Source organism: Sphingomonas sp. (assembly GCF_051962185.1).
Classification (GTDB): domain Bacteria; phylum Pseudomonadota; class Alphaproteobacteria; order Sphingomonadales; family Sphingomonadaceae; genus Sphingomonas.
The window spans coordinates 1-25440 of the sequence record NZ_JBQCCN010000225.1 but is presented as its reverse complement, the minus strand read 5'-3'; the positions used below and the strand labels follow the sequence as shown (position 1 = coordinate 25440).

At 63.0% G+C, this 25440-nt stretch carries 21 protein-coding genes and 1 pseudogene; 9 read left to right on the top strand and 13 right to left on the bottom strand.

The genetic code is table 11. The features are described from left to right. Positions 1-22: 22 nt before the first annotated feature. From ACTHJR_RS14375 to ACTHJR_RS14360, 4 genes are read right to left on the bottom strand one after another with little or no spacing between them, the layout of a single operon-like run. Positions 23-970 (bottom strand): FecR family protein, encoded by a 948-nt coding sequence (locus ACTHJR_RS14375; protein ID WP_440523923.1) that lies wholly within the window; start codon positions 968-970, stop codon positions 23-25. Beyond that, complete coding sequence (locus ACTHJR_RS14370) at positions 960-1517, bottom strand: RNA polymerase sigma factor (protein ID WP_440523922.1); 558 nt, start codon at positions 1515-1517, stop codon at positions 960-962. The genes ACTHJR_RS14375 and ACTHJR_RS14370 overlap by 11 nt, the downstream gene beginning before the upstream one ends. A gap of 19 nt (positions 1518-1536) precedes the next feature. Next, positions 1537-2340 carry a ChbG/HpnK family deacetylase gene (locus tag ACTHJR_RS14365; RefSeq protein WP_440523921.1) on the bottom strand — a complete coding sequence of 268 codons (804 nt, stop codon included), beginning with the start codon at positions 2338-2340 and terminating at the stop codon, positions 1537-1539. Further along, entirely contained in the window at positions 2315-3274 is a 960-nt protein-coding gene (locus tag ACTHJR_RS14360; RefSeq protein WP_440523920.1) for a glycosyltransferase family 2 protein, read from the bottom strand. The genes ACTHJR_RS14365 and ACTHJR_RS14360 overlap by 26 nt, the downstream gene beginning before the upstream one ends. 190 nt (positions 3275-3464) lie before the next feature. Between ACTHJR_RS14360 and ACTHJR_RS14355 the strand changes: the two genes are divergently transcribed. The 4 genes from ACTHJR_RS14355 (at position 3465) to ACTHJR_RS14340 (ending at position 7052) form a co-directional block, all read left to right on the top strand. Next, positions 3465-5027, top strand: a complete 1563-nt coding sequence (locus tag ACTHJR_RS14355; protein ID WP_440523919.1) for a hypothetical protein — start codon at positions 3465-3467, stop codon at positions 5025-5027. 11 nt (positions 5028-5038) lie between these two features. After that, positions 5039-5545 carry a DUF2141 domain-containing protein gene (locus ACTHJR_RS14350; RefSeq protein WP_440523918.1) on the top strand — a complete coding sequence of 169 codons (507 nt, stop codon included), beginning with the start codon at positions 5039-5041 and terminating at the stop codon, positions 5543-5545. Between the two features lie 71 nt (positions 5546-5616). Beyond that, positions 5617-6801, top strand: coding sequence for an LptF/LptG family permease (locus tag ACTHJR_RS14345; RefSeq protein ID WP_440523917.1), 1185 nt, complete (start codon positions 5617-5619; stop codon positions 6799-6801). Continuing rightward, positions 6795-7052, top strand: coding sequence for a helix-turn-helix domain-containing protein (locus ACTHJR_RS14340; protein WP_440523916.1), 258 nt, complete (start codon positions 6795-6797; stop codon positions 7050-7052). Before ACTHJR_RS14345 ends, ACTHJR_RS14340 begins: the two co-directional genes overlap by 7 nt. Before the next feature lie 49 nt (positions 7053-7101). Here the strand turns inward: ACTHJR_RS14340 and ACTHJR_RS14335 are convergent, their stop codons facing one another. The 8 genes from ACTHJR_RS14335 to ACTHJR_RS14300 form a co-directional block, all read right to left on the bottom strand. Further along, on the bottom strand, positions 7102-8121 hold the full coding sequence (locus ACTHJR_RS14335) for a polysaccharide deacetylase family protein (protein WP_440523915.1): 1020 nt from the start codon (positions 8119-8121) through the stop codon (positions 7102-7104). Positions 8122-8461: 340 nt separating this feature from the next. Next, complete coding sequence (locus ACTHJR_RS14330; protein ID WP_440523914.1) at positions 8462-9850, bottom strand: glycoside hydrolase family 27 protein; 1389 nt, start codon at positions 9848-9850, stop codon at positions 8462-8464. A gap of 74 nt (positions 9851-9924) precedes the next feature. Further along, complete coding sequence (locus ACTHJR_RS14325) at positions 9925-10593, bottom strand: 2-dehydro-3-deoxy-6-phosphogalactonate aldolase (RefSeq protein ID WP_440523913.1); 669 nt, start codon at positions 10591-10593, stop codon at positions 9925-9927. A gap of 35 nt (positions 10594-10628) precedes the next feature. Beyond that, positions 10629-11510, bottom strand: coding sequence for a 2-dehydro-3-deoxygalactonokinase (locus ACTHJR_RS14320; protein ID WP_440523912.1), 882 nt, complete (start codon positions 11508-11510; stop codon positions 10629-10631). A gap of 164 nt (positions 11511-11674) precedes the next feature. Further along, on the bottom strand, positions 11675-13507 hold the full coding sequence (locus ACTHJR_RS14315) for a golvesin C-terminal-like domain-containing protein (protein WP_440523911.1): 1833 nt from the start codon (positions 13505-13507) through the stop codon (positions 11675-11677). A 246-nt stretch (positions 13508-13753) separates the two neighbouring features. Beyond that, positions 13754-16435 carry a TonB-dependent receptor gene (locus ACTHJR_RS14310; protein WP_440523910.1) on the bottom strand — a complete coding sequence of 894 codons (2682 nt, stop codon included), beginning with the start codon at positions 16433-16435 and terminating at the stop codon, positions 13754-13756. Positions 16436-16765: 330 nt separating this feature from the next. Then, entirely contained in the window at positions 16766-18460 is a 1695-nt protein-coding gene (locus tag ACTHJR_RS14305) for a sodium:solute symporter family transporter (RefSeq protein WP_440523909.1), read from the bottom strand. Between the two features lie 14 nt (positions 18461-18474). After that, positions 18475-19599, bottom strand: coding sequence for a mandelate racemase/muconate lactonizing enzyme family protein (locus ACTHJR_RS14300; protein WP_440523908.1), 1125 nt, complete (start codon positions 19597-19599; stop codon positions 18475-18477). Between ACTHJR_RS14300 and ACTHJR_RS14295 the strand changes: the two genes are divergently transcribed. The 5 genes from ACTHJR_RS14295 to ACTHJR_RS14275 all read left to right on the top strand — a co-directional run bounded on the left by ACTHJR_RS14295 (position 19517) and on the right by ACTHJR_RS14275 (position 25302). Then, positions 19517-21427: an SMP-30/gluconolactonase/LRE family protein gene (locus tag ACTHJR_RS14295; RefSeq protein WP_440523907.1), complete on the top strand. Its 1911-nt coding sequence runs from the start codon at positions 19517-19519 to the stop codon at positions 21425-21427. The two genes, ACTHJR_RS14300 and ACTHJR_RS14295, sit on opposite strands and share 83 nt — an antisense overlap. After that, positions 21427-22191, top strand: coding sequence for an SDR family NAD(P)-dependent oxidoreductase (locus ACTHJR_RS14290; RefSeq protein ID WP_440523906.1), 765 nt, complete (start codon positions 21427-21429; stop codon positions 22189-22191). Before ACTHJR_RS14295 ends, ACTHJR_RS14290 begins: the two co-directional genes overlap by 1 nt. Beyond that, positions 22188-23855, top strand: a complete 1668-nt coding sequence (locus ACTHJR_RS14285; RefSeq protein WP_440523905.1) for a hypothetical protein — start codon at positions 22188-22190, stop codon at positions 23853-23855. The genes ACTHJR_RS14290 and ACTHJR_RS14285 overlap by 4 nt, the downstream gene beginning before the upstream one ends. A gap of 116 nt (positions 23856-23971) precedes the next feature. Continuing rightward, entirely contained in the window at positions 23972-24655 is a 684-nt protein-coding gene (locus ACTHJR_RS14280) for an aldose epimerase family protein (protein ID WP_440523904.1), read from the top strand. Next, positions 24580-25302: an IS6 family transposase gene (locus ACTHJR_RS14275; RefSeq protein ID WP_440523903.1), complete on the top strand. Its 723-nt coding sequence runs from the start codon at positions 24580-24582 to the stop codon at positions 25300-25302. The genes ACTHJR_RS14280 and ACTHJR_RS14275 overlap by 76 nt, the downstream gene beginning before the upstream one ends. A 12-nt stretch (positions 25303-25314) precedes the next feature. Here the strand turns inward: ACTHJR_RS14275 and ACTHJR_RS14270 are convergent. Further along, positions 25315-25440: pseudogene (locus ACTHJR_RS14270) on the bottom strand (IS630 family transposase); the annotation flags it as partial.

Below are 25440 nucleotides of genomic sequence, written 5' to 3'. Positions count from 1 at the left end.
GCAAAACAGGGATGTCGCCAGACTAGCGCGAAGCCGTCGTCGCGCCGGACAATATCCATCGTTCGCCGTCACGCCGCCACGTTGCCCCGATCAGGTCGGCCAGATGCGGGATATCCCGATCGGCGGCGCCCGTGAAGCGGATCATGCCGGTAAAGGGGCGCTCGGACAAGTCGCCTTCCACCCTGATGTCGAACGCATAGAGGCGCCTGAGCGTCGCGACGACACTTCCGATGCGCTCGCCATCGAAGCTCACCATGCCGCTTCGCCATCCGCCGACCAGAGCCGGTGCGACCGTGCTTCTGACGATCCTTCCGCCGGCACTTTCCACCGACAATGCGTCCCCGGCGTCCAGCCGCACCGCATTCCTCTTGGGCTCGAACAGCACCGCGCCTTCGGACACTTCGACGTTGAGGCCGTTGCCGACATGCGTGACGTTGAACACAGTACCGAGGTCCCGGATCGTCATGCCGCCCGCCGTCATGGTGAAGGGATGTGCGGCGTCATGACGGACATGGAATACGGCCTCCCCCTGATCGAGCATCGCGGTTCGCGGATCGTCGCGCTCGAGCCTGAGCGTTGTACCACCGCTCATCTCGATCCGCGTGCCGTCGCCCAAGGCGATCGTACGCCGCTCCCCATTGGCCGTCGCGACGACGTAGGTCGGCGCCGGCCGCATCATCATCTGCGATGCGAAAAGCGCCGCGACAGCGGCGAGGGCCAGGCCACCGCCCGCCACCCATCGCCAACGGCGGCTGACACCATTGTCGTTATCTGCCACCGGCGTCGCGTCGGGAAAACGCGCATCGCGCGCCAGCCGGTCGGTGATCGCGATCTTGTCATAGGCGGCCGCATGCGCCGGGCTGGCTTCCAGCCAGGCGATGAACTCGGCCCATTGCCGTTCGTCAGCCGCCGCGAGGCGGAGCTGCCAGTTGATCGCCTCGGCGATGACGTCGCCTTGTTCAGTCCGCACGACCGGCGCCCCCTTCATCGTCTTGACGATACGCCCCGTCGGAATCCTCAGCAAATCGGCCGAGCCGGTCGTGAATTTTTCGATAGGCGCGTTGCAGCAGCTTCTCGACACCGCTGACGCTGATCCCCAATTCCTCGGCAATGGCGCGTTGCGGCCGCTCTTCCAGCCTGAACAGGCGCAACGCCGTCGCCATGCGTTCCGGCATATCGGCGATGGCTCCCTCGACGGCGCTCCATTCGTCGCGGGCAAGCAATGTGCGTTCCTGGTCGGGAATGTCTTCCGCCGACGCAAGGCCATCCAGCCAGACCGCATTGCGGGCGCCGCGACGATGCGCGGCGATGCGTCGATCGGTCGCCAGATTAGCGGCAACCCGATAGAGGAAGGCCGCCGGCTGCGCGATCGGCTGATCCGCGAGCTGGTCGATGCGCAGCCACATGTCATGCAGCGCATCCTCGGCATCCTCGCGACTGCCGAGGCGCGCCGCCAGCAGCCGCAGCAGCATCGGACGCTGCGCCAGGAAGATGGCTTTGAGGCCGCCGTCTGCCACCGTCACCCTGCCTTTTCGGTCAGGCGGGGAATGCCAGACCTCGAGCGGCCGCCATGTCGACGATGGACCAATCGCGCAAGGCTTCGGCTTCGCGCGATCGCGCCGCGGCGATCGTATCGCCTGACCGCATTCCAGCGCCCGGGTGGCACATCACCAGATGCGTCGTTCCCGGGCGACGCAGGAAACGGGGGAAAAACAGGCGATAATCGCCCGCGAAATCGTAATGGCCGGCAAAACTGTCGTTCGTTCTGAGGCCCAGCGCTTCCGCCGCCTGGCGCAATCCTCGTGAATGCCAGGCGCTGCCGATAGCCTTGCCCGCAAAGGGACGGGCCAGCATTGCGGACAAGCGGTCTCGGCAATCGCGGATCCACGCGCCGGGCGCCCGCAACGCGGTTTCGGCCAGTACGATCTCGCGGATGCCCGCCACCGCATGGGCATGCTGATGGCCATCGACAAAGCTCGGCGGCCGCCCGAGCGCGGCAACGAATGCGTCGAATTGAGCGCTGACTTCCGAGGCGATTTCGTCGAGCGGCACGTGTCCGCGGCGCGCCATGCGACCAAGGGTGTCGATTCCCGGCAGAACGCCCTGCGGCGCGAGGTGTGGCATCGGGGTAATGGGGCGTTCCTCGGTCAGCGTGAGGTGCAACCCGATTTCAACATGGCGCGGCAGGTCCGCGAGCAGGCGGCTGTCGGCGTTCCAACCCGGCATCACCGCCATGCAGCTGATCGCATTGAGCTTTCCGGCGTTGGCCAGCGCAGCGATGGTCTCGCTTACATCGCGGGAAAAGGCGAAGTCGTCAGAACACAGGATGAGGCGGGCCAAGAACGGGTCCTTCGAGATGCTGGTATTGGCGTTCGCGGATGTGATTGCTGAGAAGATGTCGCCGCCGCAGCCGTCGGGTGAGGAACGAATAGAAAAACCAGTCCCCCGCCCAGGGTGCGCACGCGGCATAGAGCAGGCGTTCGAACAGCGTCCAGCGGATCGAATCGCGATCGCGATCGCGCGGCGATGGCATGCACCAGAGATCGCGCGAATAACCCATGACGCCGTGCCGCTGCACGCGATGGATGATCTCGTGATCCTCCAGCACATAATTCCAGCGTTCGGTGTCGAAGCCGTCGGCGGCGCGCAAGGCCTCGGTGCGGAATGCCTGGCCTGCCCCCCCCGCATGTGATTGTCTCGGTAACAGTCGCGCCGCCGTCAGCACGACGCGCGCTTCCGCGTCACGCGCCGCCGACGACGCACCCGGCGGAACGAAATAGGCACCGGCGGCGACGCAATCGCGGCGGCTCAGGATCGCTTCGGCCGCGGCGAGATAGTGCGGTGGATAGAGCGTGTCGGCGTCGCAGGTCGCGACCCAGCGCGTGCGGACCCAATCCAGTCCGGCCGCCAGCGCGGCGACCTTGCCCGGCCGGGGCTCCGTCACCAACAGATAGGCGAGACCGTTCGTCCGACACGCCGTCTGCGCGACCTCCGCCCCGCCGTCGGTCGACCCGTTGTCGATCAGGATCAGCGTCAGTGGCACCGATTGTTTGGCCAGGCTGGAAATCGTGGCGGCGAGATAGTCGCGCTCGTTGAAGAAAGGCACCAAGACGCTCCAGCAGGGGTAGCCCCGCCCGCCGACCCGCCCGGTATCGTGACCGCCTGCCGGATCGAGATCGAGATACATGCCGACTGTCCCCTGCGCGGTGTTGCCGGGATCGATGCTCGATGCGGTGCCGCCTGGCGCCGTCCCGCAGCAATCCCCTCCGGACACCGATTGTGCTGCCCCCGACAATTGACGACGGGCCTGGGGTCGATCCGCACCAGGCGCGGAAAAAAGATATTCGATCGTTCCGCGTCGCTGGCGGCGAGCGCGACGACGCGAACCCTCAATTCCACAGTTCGCGGCCGAAAAATAAGTCGCATGACGTGGCGACCGCCACCGCCTAGTTGGATCGACCGTAATGGAAGCGGCGATTGCGGATCGATGGGCGGCGGACGGGTTCGCGCGTGCGCGGACAGCCGGCCTCTTCCTGCTGTTCCTGGTGGTGGCGATCGCTATCCGATCGCGCGATTTCGGTAATCCGACCATCCATGTCGACGAGCAATATTATCTCCTGGTCGGAGACCGCATGCTCCACGGCGCGGTGCCCTCTCTCGATATCTGGGACAGGAAGCCGGTCGGATTGTTCCTGATTTTCGAGGTCATCCGATTGCTGCCCGGCGACGGCATCCTCGCCTATCAACTCGTCGCCACCGTGTTCGCCGCCGCCACCGCTTGCCTGGTCTCCCTGGGCGGCCGCCGGCTCGGGGCGACCTGGCCCGGAGCCCTCGCCGCGGGCGCATTCTATATCCTGTGGCTGTCGCTGCTGAGTGGACGCGGCGGCCAGTCGCCGGTCTTCTACAACCTCTTCGTCGCAGCGGCCGGCTTGTTGACCCTGCGCCTGCCCGACCTGGCGCGACGCGGTCGGCAGCGCGCCATCGTCGTCAACGGTATCGCCGCCTGCCTGCTCGCGGGGCTCGCGATCCAGACCAAGTACACGCCGATGGTGGAAGGCGCTTTCTTCGGATTGGCGCATCTCTGGTACCTGCGCCGCGCAGGCGCCTCCGGCCCGGCCATTCTCGCCGCGGGATCATTGTGGATCCTGTGCGGGATCGCCCCCACCGCGGCGATCGTCGTGGATTATCACGCGCGGGGGCCTGCCGCCTTTCAGGCTTTCTGGTTTTCAAACTTCACGTCGGTCGGTCTTCGCAAAGGCTACCCGGCCGCCAAGATCGCGGCGCGCCTCGCCGGCACGACCTTGCAATTGCTGCCGTTCATCATCAGCTCGATCCTGGCCTGGAGGACTTGGCCGCGGCGAAACGAGGTCGGGATCGCTTTCGGCTGGCTCGCCGCCGCGCTTGCCGCATTCGTGATGATCGGCGCCTTCTTCGATCATTACGCGCTGCCGCTGATGGTACCCCTGACGATGATCGCGGCACCGATCCTTGGCCATCGGCGCGCGGTGCTGATCGGCACCGCCTTGTGGGGAGCAGCGCTCGTCGCTTTCCATCTGGTGACCGAACCCGACGAGCGCGCGTCGACCTTCGCCGTGGCGAACGTCATGGCCGCGCATGACGGCGACGAATGTCCCTATGTCTTCGCGGGCGATTCCATTCTCTATCTGCTGGCCCATGCCTGCCTGCCGACCGCTTATGCCTTTCCCTCCACGCTCGCCTATGCACCCGAACAAGGCGCGACGGGGATCGACGAAGCGGCCGAGGTGGGTCGCATCATGGCGCGTCGCCCACCGGTCGTGGTCACGATGGATCATCCGCTCGCGCCCTGGAATCGCGACAGCCTGCGGGTGATGACCGCGGCCCTGGCGCGGGACTATCGGCTCGCCCTCATCGCGCCGCGCGAGGGTGATCACTTGCTCGTCTATATTCGTCGCGATGCGCGGCAAAATTCACCACGGGCTGGTGCGGATCGCGGCGGACCGCGGCGTCTAGTTCTCGGTCCCTTTGAGTATCCGGGTCGAAGCTGATGCGCTTGCTAATGTCCGCCGTGATCGCCGCCGTCGTGTCGTTTGGTATCGCTTCGCCCCTTGGCGCCGAGCAGATCGGGCAGGATGCCGAGCTCTGTCGGGCAGGGCGTGGTCCCGCCATTCAGGTCAATGTGCAGGGGCTGAAGGATCGCACCGGCGAGTTGTGGCTCGAACTCTACCCGGCATCGCGGAGCGATTTCCTGCGCGACGACACCGATCTGATCGCCGAGGGCAAGACGTTTCGTCGGACGCGATCCCGCCTGCCGACAACGGGAAGTGTCGAGATTTGTGTGCGCGTGCCACGGCCGGGCCATTACGCCCTGATGCTACGCCACAATCGCGTCGAACGAGACCGCTTCTCGGTATGGAGCGATGGTGCCGGCGTGCCCGCCAATCAACCACTGGGACGCAGCAAGCCAACCCTGGACCAGGCGGTCGTCACGGCCGGCGCGGGGATTACGGTCGTACCGATCAAGATGCAGGATCTGCGCGGCTTCGGCTTTTCACCGCTCGGCTGAACCGGTGGCCGTGCCGCGCGACCTCGCACGCATGCCGTGCGACCCGCGTTTAGCCGCGGGAACGCGCTGACATGGGCGGCATTCTCGACCGTTATCTGTTCCGGCAGGCAGCGCTTCGCCTCGCTGCCTTCACCGTCATCATTCTCGTCATCCTCACTCTTGAAAATGCTTCCCGGCTGGCGGCTGACGTCGATCGCTCGAACGCGCCGTTCCGGTTGCTGGCGCGGCTGAGCCTGGCCCTCGTCCCCGAGCATTTGAGTGCCGCGCTGCCGGTCGCGCTACTGCTCGCGATCGCGCTGTCGGTTCGAGCGATGGCGCTACGCGGCGAATGGCAGATCCTGCCGGCCGCCGGCATGGGTCGTAACCGTGCGTTGCTTGGCCTGATCGCGCTCGCGATCGTGGTGAGCGGCCTGGTCCTGGCGGATCGTTTCGAATGGCTCCCGGCCGGTGACCGTGCGCTGGATGCGACCTATCTCGATTTGCGCACCGGCAAATATGGCCTTCCCCTTCCGATCGGCGAGTCCATCGCCCTTGATGACAAGACCACCTTGTTCGTCTCGGGAAGCGATGGGACGGGCCAACTGACCGGCGTCGTGATCCAGCGGGACGATCGAACCTTCTTCGCCGCCAGGGCCCGGGTGTTCGACGAAGTCGACAAGGTCGCGCTGATCCTGTCGCGTGGCGTCGGCGTCATCCGATTTGCGAACGGCGCGGCCGAACGATTTCGTTTCGATACGCTGCGCATCGCCGGCCAGCCGCCGGTGATTGGCACGGTGGTCAATAATTTTCGCCATCGTCTCGACCGCCTGTCGGCAGACGGCTTGGTGCGCTTGGCGAAGACGGGCGACCCCGCGTCCGCGAACGCCGCGCTGATGGCGCTGATGATGCGTCTCGACAGCGCCTTGTTCTGCCTGTTGCTGCCCTGGATGGGGGCAATCCTCGGCACGCCCGCCAGTCGTCGTCATACCGCGGTCGGGATCGGTTTGGGGATATTGCTGGTGGTCGCGCATCTCAAATCGGCGGCGTTCGTCGAGGACGCGTTCGCGGCCCATGCCCTCGTCGCGGAGGTCGTTCACGCCCTATGCTGGCTGGCCATGATCCGCTCGCTGGTGTTGGCGGAGACGCGCCACGGCGAGGGCTTTGTCGAAACGGCGTTTTCCCGCGTCGCGCGCGCCTTGGTCCCGGATGAAGGCGCGCGACAACGCGGACGGGTTTGGTTCGCACGCCATCGAGCCGGCCGGAATGCGGCATGGTAGCCCGCGATCCGACGATATGGACCGACGGCCGTACGCCCTCGCAAATCGGTGAGGCCCTGTGGCGCGCACGGTCGCGAATGGACCTGTCGCTGGAGGACATCGCCCGGGTGACGAAGATCGGCGTGCCGACGTTGCGGACCATCGAGGAATCGGATTTCGAGCGGATGCCGCCAGGTCACGTTACCGCCGCCGCGGTGAGCGCCTATGCGAGTGCGGTGGGTTTGCCGCGAAAATGGGCGGTCCGGACGTGACTGGCGGAAACCGGCTGATCGATCGCCGTCGTGTCGGCGGTCTCGCCGGTCACGGATGTCGTGTGTTCCGATGCCGGTCATTGTCGACCCGGTCGTACGCCCGAGCGATCCAGCGCGGCGGATCGTCGTCGCCGCGTTCAGGCAAGCGCTTCGTCCTGAAGCTCTTGGACCAGCGTTCCAGCCAGTTGAGACCATCCTTGCCGGCATAGCGGTCCGGGGTCTTGTAGGCGGGATCCCGCATGGCGTCGGCAAGACTGACCGGTCGCAATTTCGCCCGACGCAGCAAGTATGCCAACCGGTCGAGGGCATCGGCATTGAGGCGCGTGCAGTGCAACAGCATCACCTGCGCGATGTTCCGGCCGAACAAAATACGAGCACTGCGCTGGGCCCAGTCGATGCGGCTCGCGGTATAGCTCAGATAGGAGCGCATGATCCGACGTTGCAGTCGACGATCGTGTCGGGCGATCGCGTCGTCATAGGGTTCGGCAAATTCCCAATCGTCGGCATCGATCGTCACCGGCGCCACGCGATAGTCGTGGAACGCGAGCCAGCCGTCTATTTCGCGCTTGGCCCGAGCGGGATAGCCGGTCTCGAGATAAGGGTGGCGAAACCAGCGCAGAGTCTCACCCCTGGCGCTCAAAAGCGTCCTGAGCACGGGTTCGCCGCGAGCGATGTCGGCGATATAAGCCGATGCCCCGATGGCGTTCGGCGAATCGTGCGAATAGGTGTGGTTGCCGAGCACCATGCGCCCATCGAGCCACCCCTGGAGGTCGGCGATCTGGCGATCGCGCTCGAGTTCGTCGAGCTTGCCGGCATTGACGAAACCGGTCGCTGGGAAACGGTGGCGCCGGAGCCCGCCGAGCAGTGCGATGTTGAACCGGTCGACATAAGCCTGGTCGGTGGCAATGGTCAGGCCCGGCAGGTCGTCGAACGTCAGCGCCACCTTGCCTTCCCGGCCGGACGCCGACGCGGCCATCGTCCAACCGAGCAACATCGCGCCGACCCAAAGGTGCAATCGACGGAGGAAACGGGGACGGTACAATCGCGGATAGCCCAGGTCGAAACTCATCGATCCTCCGACGATCAATCAACAGGTGCGCAGCTTTTGTGCTGACCTAGGCTTGATCTGCTCAAAAAGCCGTGTGCCGACGCAGAGAGTCGGGCTCATCGACGTCGCTCGGTAGGCCAACTCCCCAATCTCATCATCCTTCGTGCGTGCGTACCGTTTGAATTGGACGGCCAACGATCTGCCGCTTCTCGTCGGACAAAAGGACGTTAGCGACTGTATCGGGCGAACGGCAGGTCCCGGGAGTCGTGCCGACTGTGCTAAACGTCCGAGATTGGGGCGCAAAGCCGATCAAGCAGCCGCCCGAGAATACACAAAGATCCGGCGATAACGCTACGGTGCTTCACTGCGCAAGCCGAACCATTACGACGGCATGCGGAGCGACATCGACGGTCAAGCTGTCAGTCTTACGGCCAAGCGACTGGTGCCTCCATAAGTCTCGCACTGCCAAAAGCGTGGCGGGGGGATAGCCAATTTCCGACCAACGGGCGGTGATCGCAGCGGCCTTCTCGCCGCGATTGAATAGAACGACTGCGCGCCCGCCGTCTGACAACGGTTTCGACCACACCTCTAAGTCGCCATCATCACGCACCCGTCGGCCAGCGCCATATTGGCTATCCTGGTCAACCGCGATTACTTCCTTGTTGGTCAGGATGGCACGTGTCTTGGCGTCCATCTTCGCGATATCGTTGCCAGCGATCAGCGGCGCCGCCATCATCGCCCACAGGCTGAACTGCGAACGATATTCATCGTCGCTCTGGCCGCCATTTCCAATCTCGAGCATGTCGGGATCATTCCAGTGTCCCGGTCCCGCATAACCATAGAGCGGCTCGGTGAGATCGACGATATTGACCGTGCCGAGGCTGGTACCCTTCCGGCCCGCCCAGCTATCGTAGATATCCTCGGTCGTCCGCCACAAGTTACCGATCTTTTGGCCCCATTCCCACGGCATCGACTTGTCAATCATTGTCGGGCGGCTGATTCCCCAGTTGCAGATCGACAGGACGATGGGGCGTTCGGTGGCGCGCAGCGCATCGGCCATCGTTGCATAGGCTTCCTCGCTGTTGCGCGTTCCGGTGAAGCACCAGTCGTATTTGAGGTAGTCAACGCCCCAAGCCGCATAGGTCGCAGCGTCCTGATATTCATGGCCCTGGCTACCCGGACGGCCGCCACAGGTCTTGGTGCCCGCGTCGGAATAAATGCCGAACTTCAGGCCGCGGGCATGGATGTAGTCGGATAGCGCCGCCATGCCCGAGGGAAATTTGGCGGGATCGGCCTGGATGTCGCCGCGCGCGTCGCGCCCGCTCTGCCAGCAATCATCGATCACCACATATTGGTAGCCGGCGTCGCGCATCCCGCTCGACACCATTACATCGGCAACCGCGCGCACCTTCTCTTCGTCAATATCGCAGCCGAATTTGTTCCAGCTGTTCCAACCCATCGGTGGCGTCTGCGCCAGACCGTTGGCAGTCCGCTCTGGATCAAGCGACGGCCGGAAGATCGATCGGTTGGGTCCCATTTCCATATTGAAGATCTTCTGGCTGCCGGGATCATTCCCAGGCGGCGTCTGCGCCGCCGCTGGGGCCGCCATCGATCCGAAAAGTAACCATGCAAACACCAACAGCCAGGAAGCCAAAATCGTGCGGAGTCCAAGAAATCCGCGCGTTTGCGCAAGCTGTGGAGCGTCGCATGCTCCGATCATACGACCGAGGTCAATCGGCGAGTTCATCATGCTTCCTTCCTCCGCCTCCAAGTGGAGCGCGTCCTCGATGCTTCCCAAAAAGCGCGCGAATCCGGTTTACCTTCTCACGCTTGGGCATTGCCGGCCGGCACGAGCCCCGCAGGATGTGCCTTCAGAACGGCAAGAAAGCCCCGCGCTCGCATGGCAACCTCGTCGGCAGAAAACCCCGGCTGATAGAGCGCCGAGCCGAGCCCAAAACCTGCTGCTCCCGCCGTGGTCCATCGCGGCATTACCTCGGGAGTAATGCCGCCCACCGGAAGAATGCAGGTTCCCGCCGGTAATATCGTGGCGATGGCCTTGAGCGACGCGGGGCATGCACTCTCTGCAGGAAACAGCTTAAGGGCCGTCGCACCGGCGTTGAGCGCAGCGATGGCCTCGCTTGGCGTCACAACGCCAGGCAGCGAGACCATGTCGAGCCGGACAGTCGCGGCGATCACCCCGGGATCAACGTTCGGTGAGACGATCATCGTTCCGCCCGCCGCATGCACCGCCGCCACGTCAGCCGCCCGAAGCACCGTTCCCGCACCGACCATCGCCCGGCCGCGAAGAGCCTTGGACAACCGGGCGACGCTGTCGACGGAATCCGGCGAGTTCAGGGGAATCTCGATCAAGCCGAACCCGGCATCGATGAGGGTTTCACCAATCGCTTCGACTTCATGCGGCCGGACGCCGCGCAAGATCGCGATCAGCGGGCATCTTCCGAGAGCGATCCCGAAGGTCGCGATGTTGCCCATCGGACGGGCGCCCACCGTCCCGTTCACCGCGCTCGTCACATCCAACCCCAGCACCGCGCGAGCGTGGCCGCGGCGCTCGCGAAAGCAAGCTCCGCGTCGGCCTCTTGCACGTGGCATTCCGCGATCCGGAGCGCCGAGCGATAGAGTTCTGACAGCGTGCCGCTGCCCAGGACGACGATGGCTTTGTCGCCACCCGACAAACCAATGCGCACATCGTCGCCGATCAGGAGTCCAGAAGCGAACGAGGCATAATCGTCGCCGCCATCCAGCATGGCCCGCGCGCGGATCGAGAAGAGATCCGCAAGCATGCCATGGCCATTAAGCGCAGTTTTCACGCCATGAGCGAATTGCTCGTTCATTTCGACTTTTCCGGAGAGCAGCGGTGCGAGAACGCCTCGCGCGCGAAGGAGGTCGAACATCTCCCCAGTCATGACGGTCCGAAAGGAACGGATTGCTCCGTTCTCGACACGCACCCATTTGTTGTGCGTTCCCGGTTGGCAAATGAGGCATGTGGATGGAATGAGGTCAGCGGCGACCGCGCCCAGGATAATGGCCTCTTCGCCGCGCATGACGTCACAGCGCCGCCCCTCCCGCAGTGACACGCCGGGCACGACACGCACGCGGTCGGAGATTGCGACGGCATTTTTGGCGAGGTCGGTCATACTCGCCGGGCACGCGACGTACGGAATATTTCCGAGGCCTCGGTCGGACCCGATCATCCCACTGAGCAGAATGGGACCACCCGCCGCCTCAACTTTAAGGGCATCGACCAGCGCCTGGCACTGACGGCTGTCTTGCCGCAGGACTCCAAGGGGCTCCCTTCGCCGGCTCACTATCGATCCGTCAATGGCGATCGCAAATACCCGCCTGGTCGTCGTACCCCAATCGATAGCGAGGAGTCGGACATCCGGCTTCATCGTTGAGGCATGCACTCTCCCGGCCGAGTCCAGTGTAACGCTCATGAGACGATCACGAACGCCGACGCAAATCGCGGCGCGGGTCGGACAAGGTCCAAGATTCGGCGATTCGCCAAGACCCAATCGAGACCGATGATCCTTCCCGCTCCACTCGACATCGCGATCTATTGCTCGACCCAAAATTCAAACGCGTTGGGCGGCACCGTAATTTGCAGATTGTTGCCCTGTATCGTCGTGAGCGCCTGCTTTTCGGCGGTCAGCGAATAGCGATATCCCGTGAAATAGCTCGTAAGATTGGCGTCGATATTGAAGGTGAAGTCGCTGGTACCGCGGTTGGAAAGCACAATGACGAGTTTCCCGGTCGGCCCGCCCTGACGGAACGCGAGAATGCGCTGATCTTTTAGAACCAATGGCTCGTCGACCTGATAACGCTGCGAATTCCATGGCATCCAGTCGAGAAACCCTTCGACGGATCGCCAATTGCGCGGTTCGAAATCAAAATAACCTTTGGCGATTCCGGCGAACTTCGTGAAATCATTGTCATCGCTCGGCCGCCAATATCCCAAAGCATAGCCTTGGGCTTCGCTGTTGTAGGTCGGCTTGAGCGCGTGAAGCCAATACCAGGTCGGCGCGTTCTCGAACGTGAACCAGTTCATGATCGACTGGCCGGTATTCAGCATCCTCGCTTCAGACGTGACGTTGTCGAGATATTCGAACTCGTCGTTGAAAACCGGTTTGCCGAGCGTGTTGGTGACGAAGGTCGGCTGCGAGTCTATTTGCAGGTTCGAATCCGCGCCAATCTTGTGCCAGGTCCAGGCGTCGACGAGGCTGAGATCTAGGCCTGTCCGTAGGGTTGCCCGATTCTGCCCGTCCCAGCTGTTGGCGTGCAGCAGAATCGCCGGATAAGCGGCGCGGACCTTGGCGTTCACCGCGTTGTAAGCGGCGACATATTGAGCGTCGGTATAGGTCGCTTGCGAATAGTTTGTCTGGGTTACCACAGGTTCGTTTTGCAGGCCGAACTGGACAACCGGCACGCCATTCGCCTTCAAATAGCGAATGTCTTCGACAACCGCATCGCCGAACAACCCAAGCGTCGTCGGGTCGAACCCTTTGAGCGTACCGCCGATATAGCTGCCGGTACTCTTCCAATAGGGTGTCGGCGACCAATATTCGAGATCGACCCCCTCGACACCCGATTGCGAGATCAACGTCGACAATTCGCCGAGCTGTTCGGGCCACCGCCCATCGAGATTCTGGCCACCATTGCGGAGACCGCGATAATAGAGCCCGCCGGCCAGGCGAATGTAACGGAAGCCGTTGCCGCGACCGATGAGGTCGGTCGCGAGGCGCGTTCGTTCGCTCGCGACCAGATCGTGTGGCACCGACGTCTCGTCCGTCGGCAGGCCGTTGTTGCCCGAGCCGATCGAGTCACTCTGGATCTCGACGCCGAGACCCGCGATGACCTGGCGCGGAACGTCGAGGCGAACGGCGTAATTGGTAGCGTTCTTCGGCACGAACCGCACCGCATCGGCGATGACATAGCCATTGGCGTTCGTGCCGTCGTCGAGTTGGGTTTTGATCAGGACCGCGTTGCCGGCACCTTTGGTCGCGCCGAAAGTATAGGTACCGATCTGGACCCATTGGCCGCCGCTCGTGCGCATGTCCTTCTCGACATAGTAGCGCAAGCCGTTCGCATAAATGGAGATCGGCACCTTCGACGCGCGGTCGCTGCCATCGTTCCACCACAAATAGACGTCGTACAGCCCCGCCTGAAGTTGCGGCGCGTAGGTAACGTAACGATTGGCCGTGCCGGACGCCGCGTAAAAATAATCGGCTCCGTATTTCTCACCGCTGTAGCTGCTGGTCGTCCAAGTTCCCGTTCGCGACACATCAGGGGAGCCATTGTCGACGATCACGTCTTGCGCGTGTGCTTGGGCAGCCATCAGGAGTAAGGCACTGCCGAAATAGACGGATACGGTTGTAAGCCTCGCCATCATCCTCTCCTTACAGATTTGTCTTCGAACCATTCGACTTTCGGATTTTCACGCTCGCGAAGTGCGGATGACCGTTCTCGCAAGCGTCGTGAGCCAATCGCCAAATTTCTGGGGGCGGCAGATCACGAGACCGACAATTCGACATTCAATCCACGCCCGTTCCAGCCGACGTCTCGATGTTAAAACGGGAAGGCCATTCCCCACCTGTGGGGAGGACAAGATGAGGAATGGCCCCGTCGCGCCCGCGGGTCAGAATTTGGCGCGAACCCCGAAGGAGAATGTCCGCTCCGCGCTGCGATAGTCGCGCACCCGCTCCTCGATCCCGGTGTAGCGCAGGAAATGCGCTTTGGTGATGTTGAGGACATCGAAGGTGAGGCTGAAATTCTTAGTCAGCTTGTAGTGCGCCGATGCATCGAGCTGCCCGCCGGCCGCGACATATTCGTCGATGTTGAGGAATTGCAGCCCGTTGGTACCGTCTCCGGTCGAGGCGTATTTCGAACGCCAGTTGTACGCGATGCGCGTGTCGAACGTGCCGTCGTCATAATAACCGATGACATTGACGACGTGCCTGGAAAGCTCAGGAAACGATTGACCCGAAGACGTGGTCGCGTCGGTGAACGTATAGTTGCTGATCAATCCCAGATGCTTGAGCGGCCCGGGCAGAAAAGTGAAAGCCTGTTGGTAGCTGACCTCGGCGCCCTTGATCTTCGCGGTGCCCGCGTTGACCGGCCGGGTGAGCGTGAATAGCGTTCCGCCATCGAAACCGACCAAACCGATATTGACGTTGGTCTGCGTCGTGCTGGCAATGAAGTTCGAGACGTCCTTGTAGAATACGGTTCCGGACAGCAGGCCATCCTTGCTGAAATACCATTCGAGTGCGGCGTCGATCTGGTTGGCGCGGAACGGCTTCAAGTCGATATTGCCAGCACTCGCGTTCAGACTGGACAGGTCGGCGGTCAAGCTGGAGCGGAGTTGGGTCAGATCGGGCCGCCGCATCACCCGTCCGGCTGCCAGACGGAACAGCAGGTTCGGCTTGATGCTGAGCACCAACGTCGCGCTGGGCAACACATCGACATAACTGTTGCTCTCCGGCACGAAAGCGCCAGCGCCGCTCTGCTGCGTCTGGAAGGCGACCGAATTGACCTGCGTGCCGACGACGCGAACGCCGAAGTTACCCCGTAGATCCATACTACCGATGCTGCCCTTGAAGTCGGCGCGGACGTAACCGGCTATAGTGCGTTCACCGATGTCGGTGCGCGAACCCAAAGCCTCGGTCTTGCCGGCCGCGTCGAGGCCATAAATGTTCCCATAAGCACCCGCGTCGTTAAGCGACGCACCGGGATAGGACGTATAGAGCCACGACCGCGGAAAACTGCCGCCGACGCCGGCGAAGATGTTGTCGACCGGGAAGCCTTCGAACAGCGGGTCGAGTGCAGGGTTGGCGGCGCTCAGGCGCTGGTGCGTTACCGGATCGTAAACAACCGGGTTGTTGACATTGTTCGACTGATTGTTCTGATCGAAATGGACGAGCTTGAAGCGTGCGTTGGTGTAGCGCCCGCCGACCGACAGCTTGTCGAAGAAGCCGTCCAGATCATAGCTCAGGTCAGCGCGCGTGCTGAACTCGCGATTGCGCGTCTTGTCGGTGTTGGCGAAGGTCAGGTCTACACGATAGAGCGAGCGGTCGGACAGATTCGCCCCATTGTTGACGATAATATCGGGCACTTCGGATGGTCCGGTGAAGTCCCATTTCACCGTCGCGGGCTGGAACAGCTCGTACCGGTTGATGTACTGAATGCCATCCTCGCCGCCGGCCGATTGGGCGACGTCGAAATTGCCGTGCCAGCGATCATGCTCCCACTTGGCGTTGAAGCCGTAAGTATAGGCGGTGACATTGTCGATCTCGAGCCGTCCGTCGGCCTGGATCAATTGGTTGCGATAGGTCGCGGCCAGGAGTGTCCCGTTGTCGACTGTCGCAGAACCGGGCACGAGGTTGGCCGCGCCGTTGTTCGCGGACCGGAGCACACCGTTGAAGAACGAGCGGTTGAACTTCGAATAGGTCCCGTCGAGCTTGAGCGTGAGGGTATCGGTCGCGGCGAACGTCAGCGCGCCATCGCCACCGATACGCTCCTGCACATCGCCGCCATAATTGATACGGAGATCGGACGGGACAATGAGGTCGGCGACACCATTGCCGTCGAAGTCGTGGCCCGATCCGGTATAACCGTTCTCGACGACCCAGCCACCCCGCGCGAGAAACTGGTCCTGGCGTGTTTTGGTGTGGCTGTAGTAACCCGACAGGACGATGCCGATCCGACCGCCGGCGAACTTGTCTGCATAGAAACCCGACAGGTCGGGGTTGGTGGACTTGGCGTATTCGAGATAATTGCCTTGCGCGGTGAAAGAGATCACCGGCTTGTTGAAATTGAGCGGATTTCGCGTCTCGAGTTCGATCGTCCCGCCAAGGCCGCCTTCAATGCGATCCGCCGTCGGCGATTTCGAGATCACCAACTCGCCGAATTCCGCGGAAGAGAACGTGCGGAAGTCGACATCGCGAGACGTATCACCCGATAGCAGGGTGCGGCCATTGATGATCGACAGCGAGGGAAGGCCGCGAATGCTGACCGGCTGACCCGCCAGCGTCTCGCGCGACGCGCCGCTGTTGCGCACGATCTGAACGCCGGTGATGCGCTGCAACGAATCGGCAACGCTGCTATCGGGTAACTGGCCGATGTCCTCCGCCTTGACGACGTCGGAGAAATTGTCGGCGTTGCGCTTTTCGCTGATCGCAGAGCGCAGGCCAGCACGCACGCCGGTTACGACAATGTCCCCGGCCGCCGGAGCAGGCGACGGCGCGCTTTGAGGCGCGTCCGCGGAGGGAGACGCCGGGGCGGTCTCCTGCGCTGCCGCGGGCGTGGCCGCCAGGGAAACCATCAATGCGGTCGCGCCCGAACAAGTGAAGAGCCGCAGGCGCGCGCGCGCTCCAAATTCGATTCCAGCATGCATCGGTTTAACCCCTCCTCTGATCTTGATCTGATTGCGCGAGGGCGCAGCGTGGCCTGCCCCTCACGAGTCTTTCGCCGCATCATTTATCTGGAACTTAGTTCCACAGTCAATCAATTTTCGCGTCCTATGGCTCGCTTGCCGTGTTGGAGGACTTTCAAGCGGTCAGCGAATTGGATTAAATGTGTTTAGTATCAATATGATATGAAAGATCGGTCACCGGTATCTATTTGAGAACGAAGTTCCACCCACACCCGTTCATCAGGATTGCGGCGGTATGTTCGTGCGCGCCGCGAGGCGCCGGCTCGCCAACGCGAGCAGCATCAGCACCAGGCCGAACAAGGTGAGCGTCCAGCGGCCTTGCCGGTTGAACAGCAACAGTACGAACATGATCGCGCCCGACCCGGCCAGCGCCCAGGCGATCACGCCCGGCGGCGAATGCGAAGGACCGCCAGCGTCGTCCGGCGTGGGCGCGTAAAGAGCGGCTCGCTCCAGCGTTCGTCGCCACCCTGGGGTGACGCCGCGCGCCAGGAGGTGGGCGACGGCAAGAATCAACAGGGGCAGAACCGCGCCGATCAACACATCGACGAGATGCGTATGCGCGGTCAGCCAGTCTCCCGTCGGACCGCCGATCCCGAACCGTACGAGGAGGGCCGCTCCCGCGCTGATTCCAACGGTGGCGAAGACGCTGCGCAACCCGATCCGCCCGCTCAGAAGGCCCCATATCGTCGGCGCCATCAGTGGCCCGAAAAGCAGGCTGGTCAGCGTGACGATCACCTTTTCGGCGCCCCCCATCAGCGGCACCAATACCCCCAGCAATGTCATCGCCGCCCCGATCGCCAGCGAAAAACCCCGCCCGGCGGTAACGAGCTGGCGCTCACTCGAACCAGGGCGCCAACGTGCGTAGAATTGCTCGGTAAGGACGCCCGCGAAGACGTTGATCTGCCCGCTGACCATGCTCGCCGTCGCCGAAAAGAGCGCGGCAGCCATCATGCCCAGCATGCCGGCCGGCAGCACGCTGCGGCTAGCGAGAACATAAGCCTGTTCCGGCGGCGCACTGGCGTCGAGCAGGCGATACATGACCGCGGGCGCGAGCCATAGTGCCGGCGAGATAAGGTATAGCGCACCAAATAGGAACGCGCCTTTTCGCGCATCGCGCGTCGTCGGCACGCAGATATAGCGCTGCGCGAACGCCCATTCGGCGCCGACGATGAAGAAGTGAATCGCGATCCAGCCGACCAGGAACCAGAGCCCGTAATCGGGGGTAACGAGGTCGAAGAAATGCGCAGGCGGCGTGAGCAGCCTGGGCGCGGCCCACAAACGCAATGCCATCAACGGAATGACGAACAGGATCGCGAGCTTCAGGATGATGAACTGCAGGACGTCGGTGACGAGCACCGCCCACAACCCGCCGGCGACGGTATAGGCTGTGACGAGCACGCCGAGCACGACGATGACGAAGGCGAGCGAGATATTGCCGGTCGCCGCGTCGCGCAGCGGATTGCCGGGCGCGAGCGGCATCAGCGCGACGAGCATCACCGATACGGCGTAAAGCGCGACGCCGGAACTGACGATCCGCGCCGCCATCATCACCCAGGTGTAGAGTTGCACGGCCGGCCGGCCGAAGCGCATCTCGACAAATTCGGCCGGAGTCGAGACGCCGATCTGCCGCCATTTCCCGGCAACCAGCCAGCCGACCAGGAGGCCGGAAATGCCGAGGACCGTCGTCACCGAAATCGCGACGATGCCTTGGCGATAGGCGAGCCCGCCCCAGACCACAAACGTCCCCGCCGACTTCAGCGTCATGAAGCTGCTCAGCCCCGCGACCCACCAGGGCGATTGCCGGCCAGCGGCGAACATATCGTCAGCGCTCTTGTTGCGGCGAGCGAGATAAAGTCCGACGGCGAGCGTGCCGCCGAGATAAAGGAGCGCGACAACGATATCGACAGGTTGCATGGCCTCGCTCCGGCTCAATATTCGGGTTTGACCGGGAACCAGCCCGGACGCTGGGGATCGAGATAGGCGCCTTCGATCGACTGGACCGCGAGCGCCTCGATCATCGCCTCGTCGGGGTCGACGCCGAGACCCGGCCCTTCCGGGACGTCATAGCCCCCATCGCGAAGCACCGGCGGATTGGGGGCGATGTCGCGCGCCAGATAGGCACGCTCGGTGTCGATGGCGATGTCCATGTTCGGGATCGAGGCGGCGAGGTGGACATAGGCAGCCTGGGAGATCGCGAGTTCGCCGCCGCTGTGCAACGTGACCGGCAGGTCGGCGGCTTCGCACAGCGCGGCACATTTGATCGTCTGCCAAAGCCCGCCAGCCTCGTGCGGATCGATCAATACGACGTCGGCCGCGTCGGCGCGCAGAATCTGGCCGACGTCCTCGAGCGTATAGGCACTCTCGTCCAAGGCGATCGGCACCGGCTGCGCCTGGCGCAGCGCAGCGTGTCCAGCGAGATTTTCCAGCGGGAGCGGTTGCTCGACATAAGCGAGATCGAGATCGCGCATTTGATGAAGCATTCGGCGCGCGGTGCCTGGCCGCCAGGCGCCGTTGACGTCCGCGCGCAGCGGGTGATCGCCGATCCGGGCACGGACCGCCTCGAGCAAAGCCAGATCTTCGCGCGCGCCGAAGCCGATCTTGGCCTTGAACGTTCGATAGCCCTGATCGAGAAACCAGGCCGCCTTGTCCGCGCACGCCTTCGGGTCGGGCAAGAAGAGATAGGCCGAAGCGTCGACGCGATCGCGCCAACGCCCACCCCACAGTTTGTGGAGCGGCTGACCGGCCACGCGACCCAGCGCATCCCACATCGCCATTTCCATCGCGGCGCAGGCCATCACGGCGGCGCGCTTATGGTGGTAATAGCCGGCGCCGAGCACGTGGCGTCCGAAGCGTTCGACGTTCGCGACGTCATAGCCGATCGCGATCCGCGCGACGATGTCGGTGAATACCGCCTGCACCGGTGCTATCAGGCAGATCGTCTCCCCCCAGCCCGTGCCCCCTTCATCGGTCGTGATCCGCACGATCAATCGCGTCGCGCCGGTGCGCCGGCCGGACGCCCACAGGATGTCCTCGTTGAACGGCGCGCGAACCATCCAGTGCTTCACGTCCACGATTCTCATGCAGAAATTCCCGCTTTTGCCTGTTGTATGGAACTTAGTTCCACGATATAGACGCCAATATTGGGGCATCTGTCAAGGGATCGGGATGGCGAAGCATAAGGAAAGCGAGGCCGATGCATCGCTCGGACTGGGCGGGGCGCAGGGCGCTCAGACATTGTCAAAAGTCTTCACGCTGCTCAACCTGATTGCTGATGCGCCAACGCCGGTGCGCTTCAACGACCTGCTGCATTATTCAGGCCTGCCCAAAGGCTCGCTTCATCGCATGTTGCAGGTTCTGCTCGACTATCGCCTCGTGCGGCTCGACGACACTACGCAGACCTACCGGCTCGGCTTTCGCCTGTTTGAAATGGCCCACAAGGTGTGGAGCGAATTCGATATTCGCGCTGCGGCCCAGTCCGAGATCGCGCGCCTGCATGGTCAGATCGGCGAAACCGTTAGGCTGGGAATCCTCGATGGCGATCAGGTGCTGCTGATCGAGCAACTCGACCAGGTCGTTCCGATGCGGCTCGGTCAGGGCGTCGGCGCGCGGCTGACAGCGCGTGCGAGCGCGATCGGCAAGGCGTTGCTGGCCTATTGCCCGCCCGCGGCGATCGAAGCGCTGCTCGGCAGTCAGACGATGGATCCGCTGACGCCCAATACCATTCTCGACCCAGCCGAATTCCAACGCGAACTCGATCTGGTCAAGGCGCGCGGCTACGCTATCGCGGTCGAGGAACAACATCTCGGCGTCAGCGCGGTGGCCGCGCCGATCGTCAACCATCGAGGCGAGGCGCTCGCCGCCATTTCGATCGTCGGCCCATCCTTCCGGCTGACCCCGGATCGCCTCCATGCGCTGGGACGAGACGTGATCGAGGCAGCGCGACGCATCTCGGGCAATGCAGGTGAAACATTTATGTCGATAATGAGTGGCGTCGATCCCGTCGTCGCGCAGGATGAGAACGTGCGATGCGCGGTGCCGTCGAGCGCCCTCCTGGGAGAGGCGCCGTGCTGGCTGCCCGACAGCGGCGCATTGTTGTGGGTCGATATTCTCGGACCGTCGGTGTCGCTGACGCAAATCGAGACTCGGGAGACGCGCACGACACCGCTTTCAGAACTCGTCGGCGTGGTCGTGCCGCGCAAGCGCGGCGGCTTCATCGCCGCGACCCAGAGCGGGATCCACGCACTGGATCTGCGCAGCGGCACCACGGCGATGATCGCGACGCCCGCGTCGATGGCGGGCCATCGCTTCAATGACGGAAAATGCGATCCGGCAGGACGTTTTTGGACAGGAACGCTAGCGCTGGATGCGACGCCCAGCGGCGGTGCGCTCTACCGCCTCGACGTCGATGGATCGCTGCACGAGGTCGAACGCGGATTCCATATTTGTAACGGCCTCGGCTGGAGTCCCGACGGCGCCACCTTTTATCTTACCGACTCGGGTGCGCGCACGATCCACGCCTATGATTATGACCTCGCCTCAGGCACGATCGCCAACAAGCGCACGCTCGCCCAGTTCGACGGCGCGTCGGGCGCGCCCGACGGAATGGCGGTGGACGCCGAGGGCTACCTCTGGTGTGCCTTCTGGGACGGCTGGGCGGTTCGTCGCCTGGCGCCCGATGGCACGATCGACCGCGAAATACGCCTCCCGGTGCCACGGCCGACGAGTTGCGCGTTCGGCGGCCCCAATCTCGATACCCTCTACGTCACCTCGGCGCGCATCCGTCTTTCCGCGACGCAGCTCGCTGCCGCGCCGCTTTCGGGCAGCGTGTTCGCTGTCGAGACCGGCACGCGCGGCGTGCCGTTAGCCGGATATGGCGGCTGATGGCGATCTATCCGTCTCTCCGCCACCTCCCGGTGCTCGTGACCGGCGGCGGCGCCGGGATCGGTGCCGCAATCGTACGGGCCTTCGCGCGCCAGCAAGCGCACGTCGCTTTTCTCGAGCGCGACGAGGCGGCGGCACAATATTGCGTCGAGGCCGTCATCGCCGACGGACTGCCGGCCCCGCATTTTCGTATATGCGATCTGCGGGACATCGACGCAACGTTCGCCGCGGTCGACGCGCTCTCCCAGGAAATCGGGGCGCCGCGCGTGCTCGTGAACAACGCGGGCAACGATGAAGCCCATGCCCTTGCGTCGGTGACACCGGCTTATTTCGACGATCGGGTCGCGGTGAACCTTCGCCATCAATTCTTCCTGGCCCAAAAGCTCGCACCGGGCATGGCCGAAGCCGGGGGCGGTTCGATTATCAACCTCGGCTCGGTCAGCTGGGAAATCGGAGCGCGCGGCGTTCCGGTCTACACCACGCTCAAATCGGCGATCGAGGGACTGACCCGAACGCTGGCGCGCGAGCTGGGCGAACAGCGCATTCGCGTCAACGCGATCGCTCCTGGTTGGGTGCTCACCGATCGGCAGCGCGAGAAAGGCGCGCGCAACCCGGAGAAGTTTGCCCAATATCTTGAACGACAATGTCTCAAAGAACATCTCGAACCCGAGGATGTCGCCGAGACGGCGCTGTGGCTCGCCGCCGCCGAGAGCCGGCGTTGCACGGGTCATGTCTATTATGTCGATGCCGGCGTCGCCGCATGAGGCGTTCCGTCAATTTGCCGCTATTTTCCGCTCTACTGACAGGCGCCGTTTTACTCGCGCCCGCTGCCCAGGCTGGGCCGACCTACGAAATCCTGCCCAATCAGAAGAAGCAGACGGTGCTCGGCTTCGGCGTAGAGCTACAGAGCGACTCGATCGGCTCGGGCAATCATGGCTTACCCGACGCCGCGATCGGCATCCCCCACGATCTGACGCCGCCCGAACGCGAGCGCCTGGCGCGTGAAATGCTCAAAGGTTTCCGGTACCTGCGGCTGGCTGGCGGGCTTTATTGGCGTGGGCTAGATGCCTCCGGCAAGCAGTTCGAGCCGCGCTGGCCCGAACAGCTGAGCGAGCTCAAGACGCTGGTGGATCGAGCGGGTATCGAAGGATTGTCGTTCGAATATTGGTCACCGCCGCCCTTCTGGAAGGCCAATCGCAGCCTTGTCGGTCAAGGACCAACCGACCCGCGCAATACGTTGCGCCCCTTCGCGCCGGGATTTGCCGAGGACCCCGACTACCGGGGTGACCGAAATCGCTTCTTCGGCGATTTCGCGCATTCGATCATCGGTGACATCGACACGCTCCGCAAGGCGGGCCTTAGGGTATCGATGTTCGGAATGCAGAACGAACCGTGGGTGTCCAACAACACCTATTCTGCGAACCGCTACGCCAGTTCAGCCGACTATCTCGCCGCCTTCATGCCTGTCGCGACTGCCGTCCGCGCGTATGATCCGAAGATCACGATCCTCGCCGACACCGGGGAAGGTTTCCCATCGTTCATCGGGCCGGGCATGCGCGATCCGAAGGTTGCAGCACTGGTTGACGCTTATGCGGTCCACACGATCGGGCGCGACTCGACGACGGTGGTGACGGTCGATGCAAAAATTCGTACCGAGCTCCCGACCAAGCCTTGGTTCCAGAATGAATATGAATATCTGACGGGCGGCGCGACGCCTGCACGCACGCTCAATATCGTTCAGCATATCATCAATTCCTTCGAGATCGCCGGCAACCCGACCTGGTTCTGGCTCCATGCGCTGAAACCCGCGGGCAACGCCGAGGCGAGCGGATATGCTCTAGGGTTCTGGAATTCGCGGATCGCACCAATCGCGCCGACAGAGTCCGGCGCCTGGCTTCGCTGGAGCGGCGGCCCGCCATTGACGAACCTGCCGCCGGACCTTCGCGCGATGGAGATGGTCTATTCGCGTGGCGGCGACAGCACTCGTCCCGGCCCCTCTTTCACCTTCAACATCGACCGGCCAGCGCGTGTCCTGTTGCTGGTCGAGGAGCACGGCGGTTTCGTTCCCGAAGGATGGACCGACACTGGCCGCACGCTCAAACGCGGCGACAAACTGGACCGAATATATAGCCGCGTGTTCCAGGCGGGCAGCGTGCACATCCCCGCCCATAGTGGACGGGAGAACGGCGGGTACGGTCCCCCGAACGCCGCCTTCGTCCAGGCGATCGGCGCCCGCCCGGTATCGATCGAAATCGGCATCAATACGCCGGCCTATGTGCGCTCCCAGACGATCGCACTCGAGAAACGGACGCGCGGTCTTGCACCGGGGAGTTGGGTGTTCAATCCGCTCAACTGGAATGCGGTTGGAAGCTTCGTCAACCGCATGCCCTGGAACAGCGTCGTCCTCGCGGTGAAGACGAGCCGATAGGACGACGACGCCCGATTGCTGGTTTTCGAAAAGCCGGGCGGCAAGCGGACACTGGTCCTTTCGAACCGTCACGACCAACCGGTGACGTTCACCATTGACACCAACCTCCACAGTCGATGGCGGGGCTATCGATATGCGCCCGACAATGGCGGCCCCGGAACATTGGGAACGCCAATCGGACGCGCACAAGGCGAAGCGCTTTCGCTCAGGCTTCCGCCACGGACTTGGGAATTCTGGGAAGAGCAATAGAACGACGTATGGAAGCGAGCCAATCGCCGCAACTCGTCATCATCGAGCACGGAGACGTGCGGGCAACGATCTTGCCGACTCTGGGGGGATCGCTCGGTTCCCTGTCCTGGCGAGGCATCGATCTGTTGCGTGCGGCACCTGCTGATTGCAGCGACGTTCGAGATAAGGCGTGCTTCCCGCTTGTCCCGTTCGCGAACCGCATCGACGACGGACAATTCTCTTATGAAGAATGCGACGTCGAGCTCGAGCATTTCAGTGCCGAGCTTCTCCACGCCTTGCACGGAACCGGCTGGCAATCCGCGTGGCGGACGGACATGGTCGAGCGTGACCGGGTCGAACTCCGGCATCGGCATCAAGGCGAACGATGGCCTTGGCCTTTCGTCGCGACCGAAGTGTTCCAGTTGTTGCCCTGGGGGATCGAGATAGACTTGGCGGGGCGCTGTCAGACGAACGGGGTCGCTGCTAGCGGAGCGCAATGCCGCGTCGATCTCGAGCCAAACCAGCAAGCCCATTCAAACGGTTCAACTTATCGCCCGAGATCATCCGGCTAGTCGTGCTCATGTATGTGCGCTTCCCGTTGTCGCTGCGGAACGTCGAGAACCTGCTGTTCGAACGCGGCATCGACGTCAGCCATGAGACCATCAGGTTCTGGTGGAATCGCTTCGGGCCGATGTTCGCCGGCGAAGTGCGGGAACGCCGCGTCAGCTATATGCGCGGCTTTCGTCACTGGAGATGGCATCTTGATGAGGTGTTCGTGAAGATCAACGGCGAGACGCACTATCTGTGGCGCGCGGTCGATCACGAGGGCGAGATACTCGAAAGCTACGTCACCAAGACCCGTAACAAACAGGCCGCTCTGACCTTCGTGAAGAAGGCGCTGAGGCGCCATGGTTCACCCGATCGCATCACGACAGACGGCTTGAAGTCGTATGGCGCTGCCATGAAAATCCTGGGCAACAGCGAGCGCCAGGAGATCGGGAGGCACGCCAACAACCGGGTCGAGAATAGTCACTTGCCCTTCCGACGACGAGAGCGAGCCATGCTGCGTTTTCGCCAGATGAAGACGCTGCAGAAGTTCGCCTCGGTCCACGCCAACGTCCACAATCATTTCAATCTGGAACGCCATCTCGTCGATCGACAGACCTTCAAGGAACGCCGCTCAGCCGCCCTAGCTGAGTGGTGTCAGCTTGCAAGCTAGAGTCGTTTTCACTTAGGTTGAAGCGTATCCGGAGTTTCTGAAGTAGTTGGCGCATTCGTGGGGTGGGAAGGCGTCGAGCAGAGTGCCGATGCGGCGCCAGGTTGCATCGACAGATCGCTCGGCTGCCTTTCGAAGCAG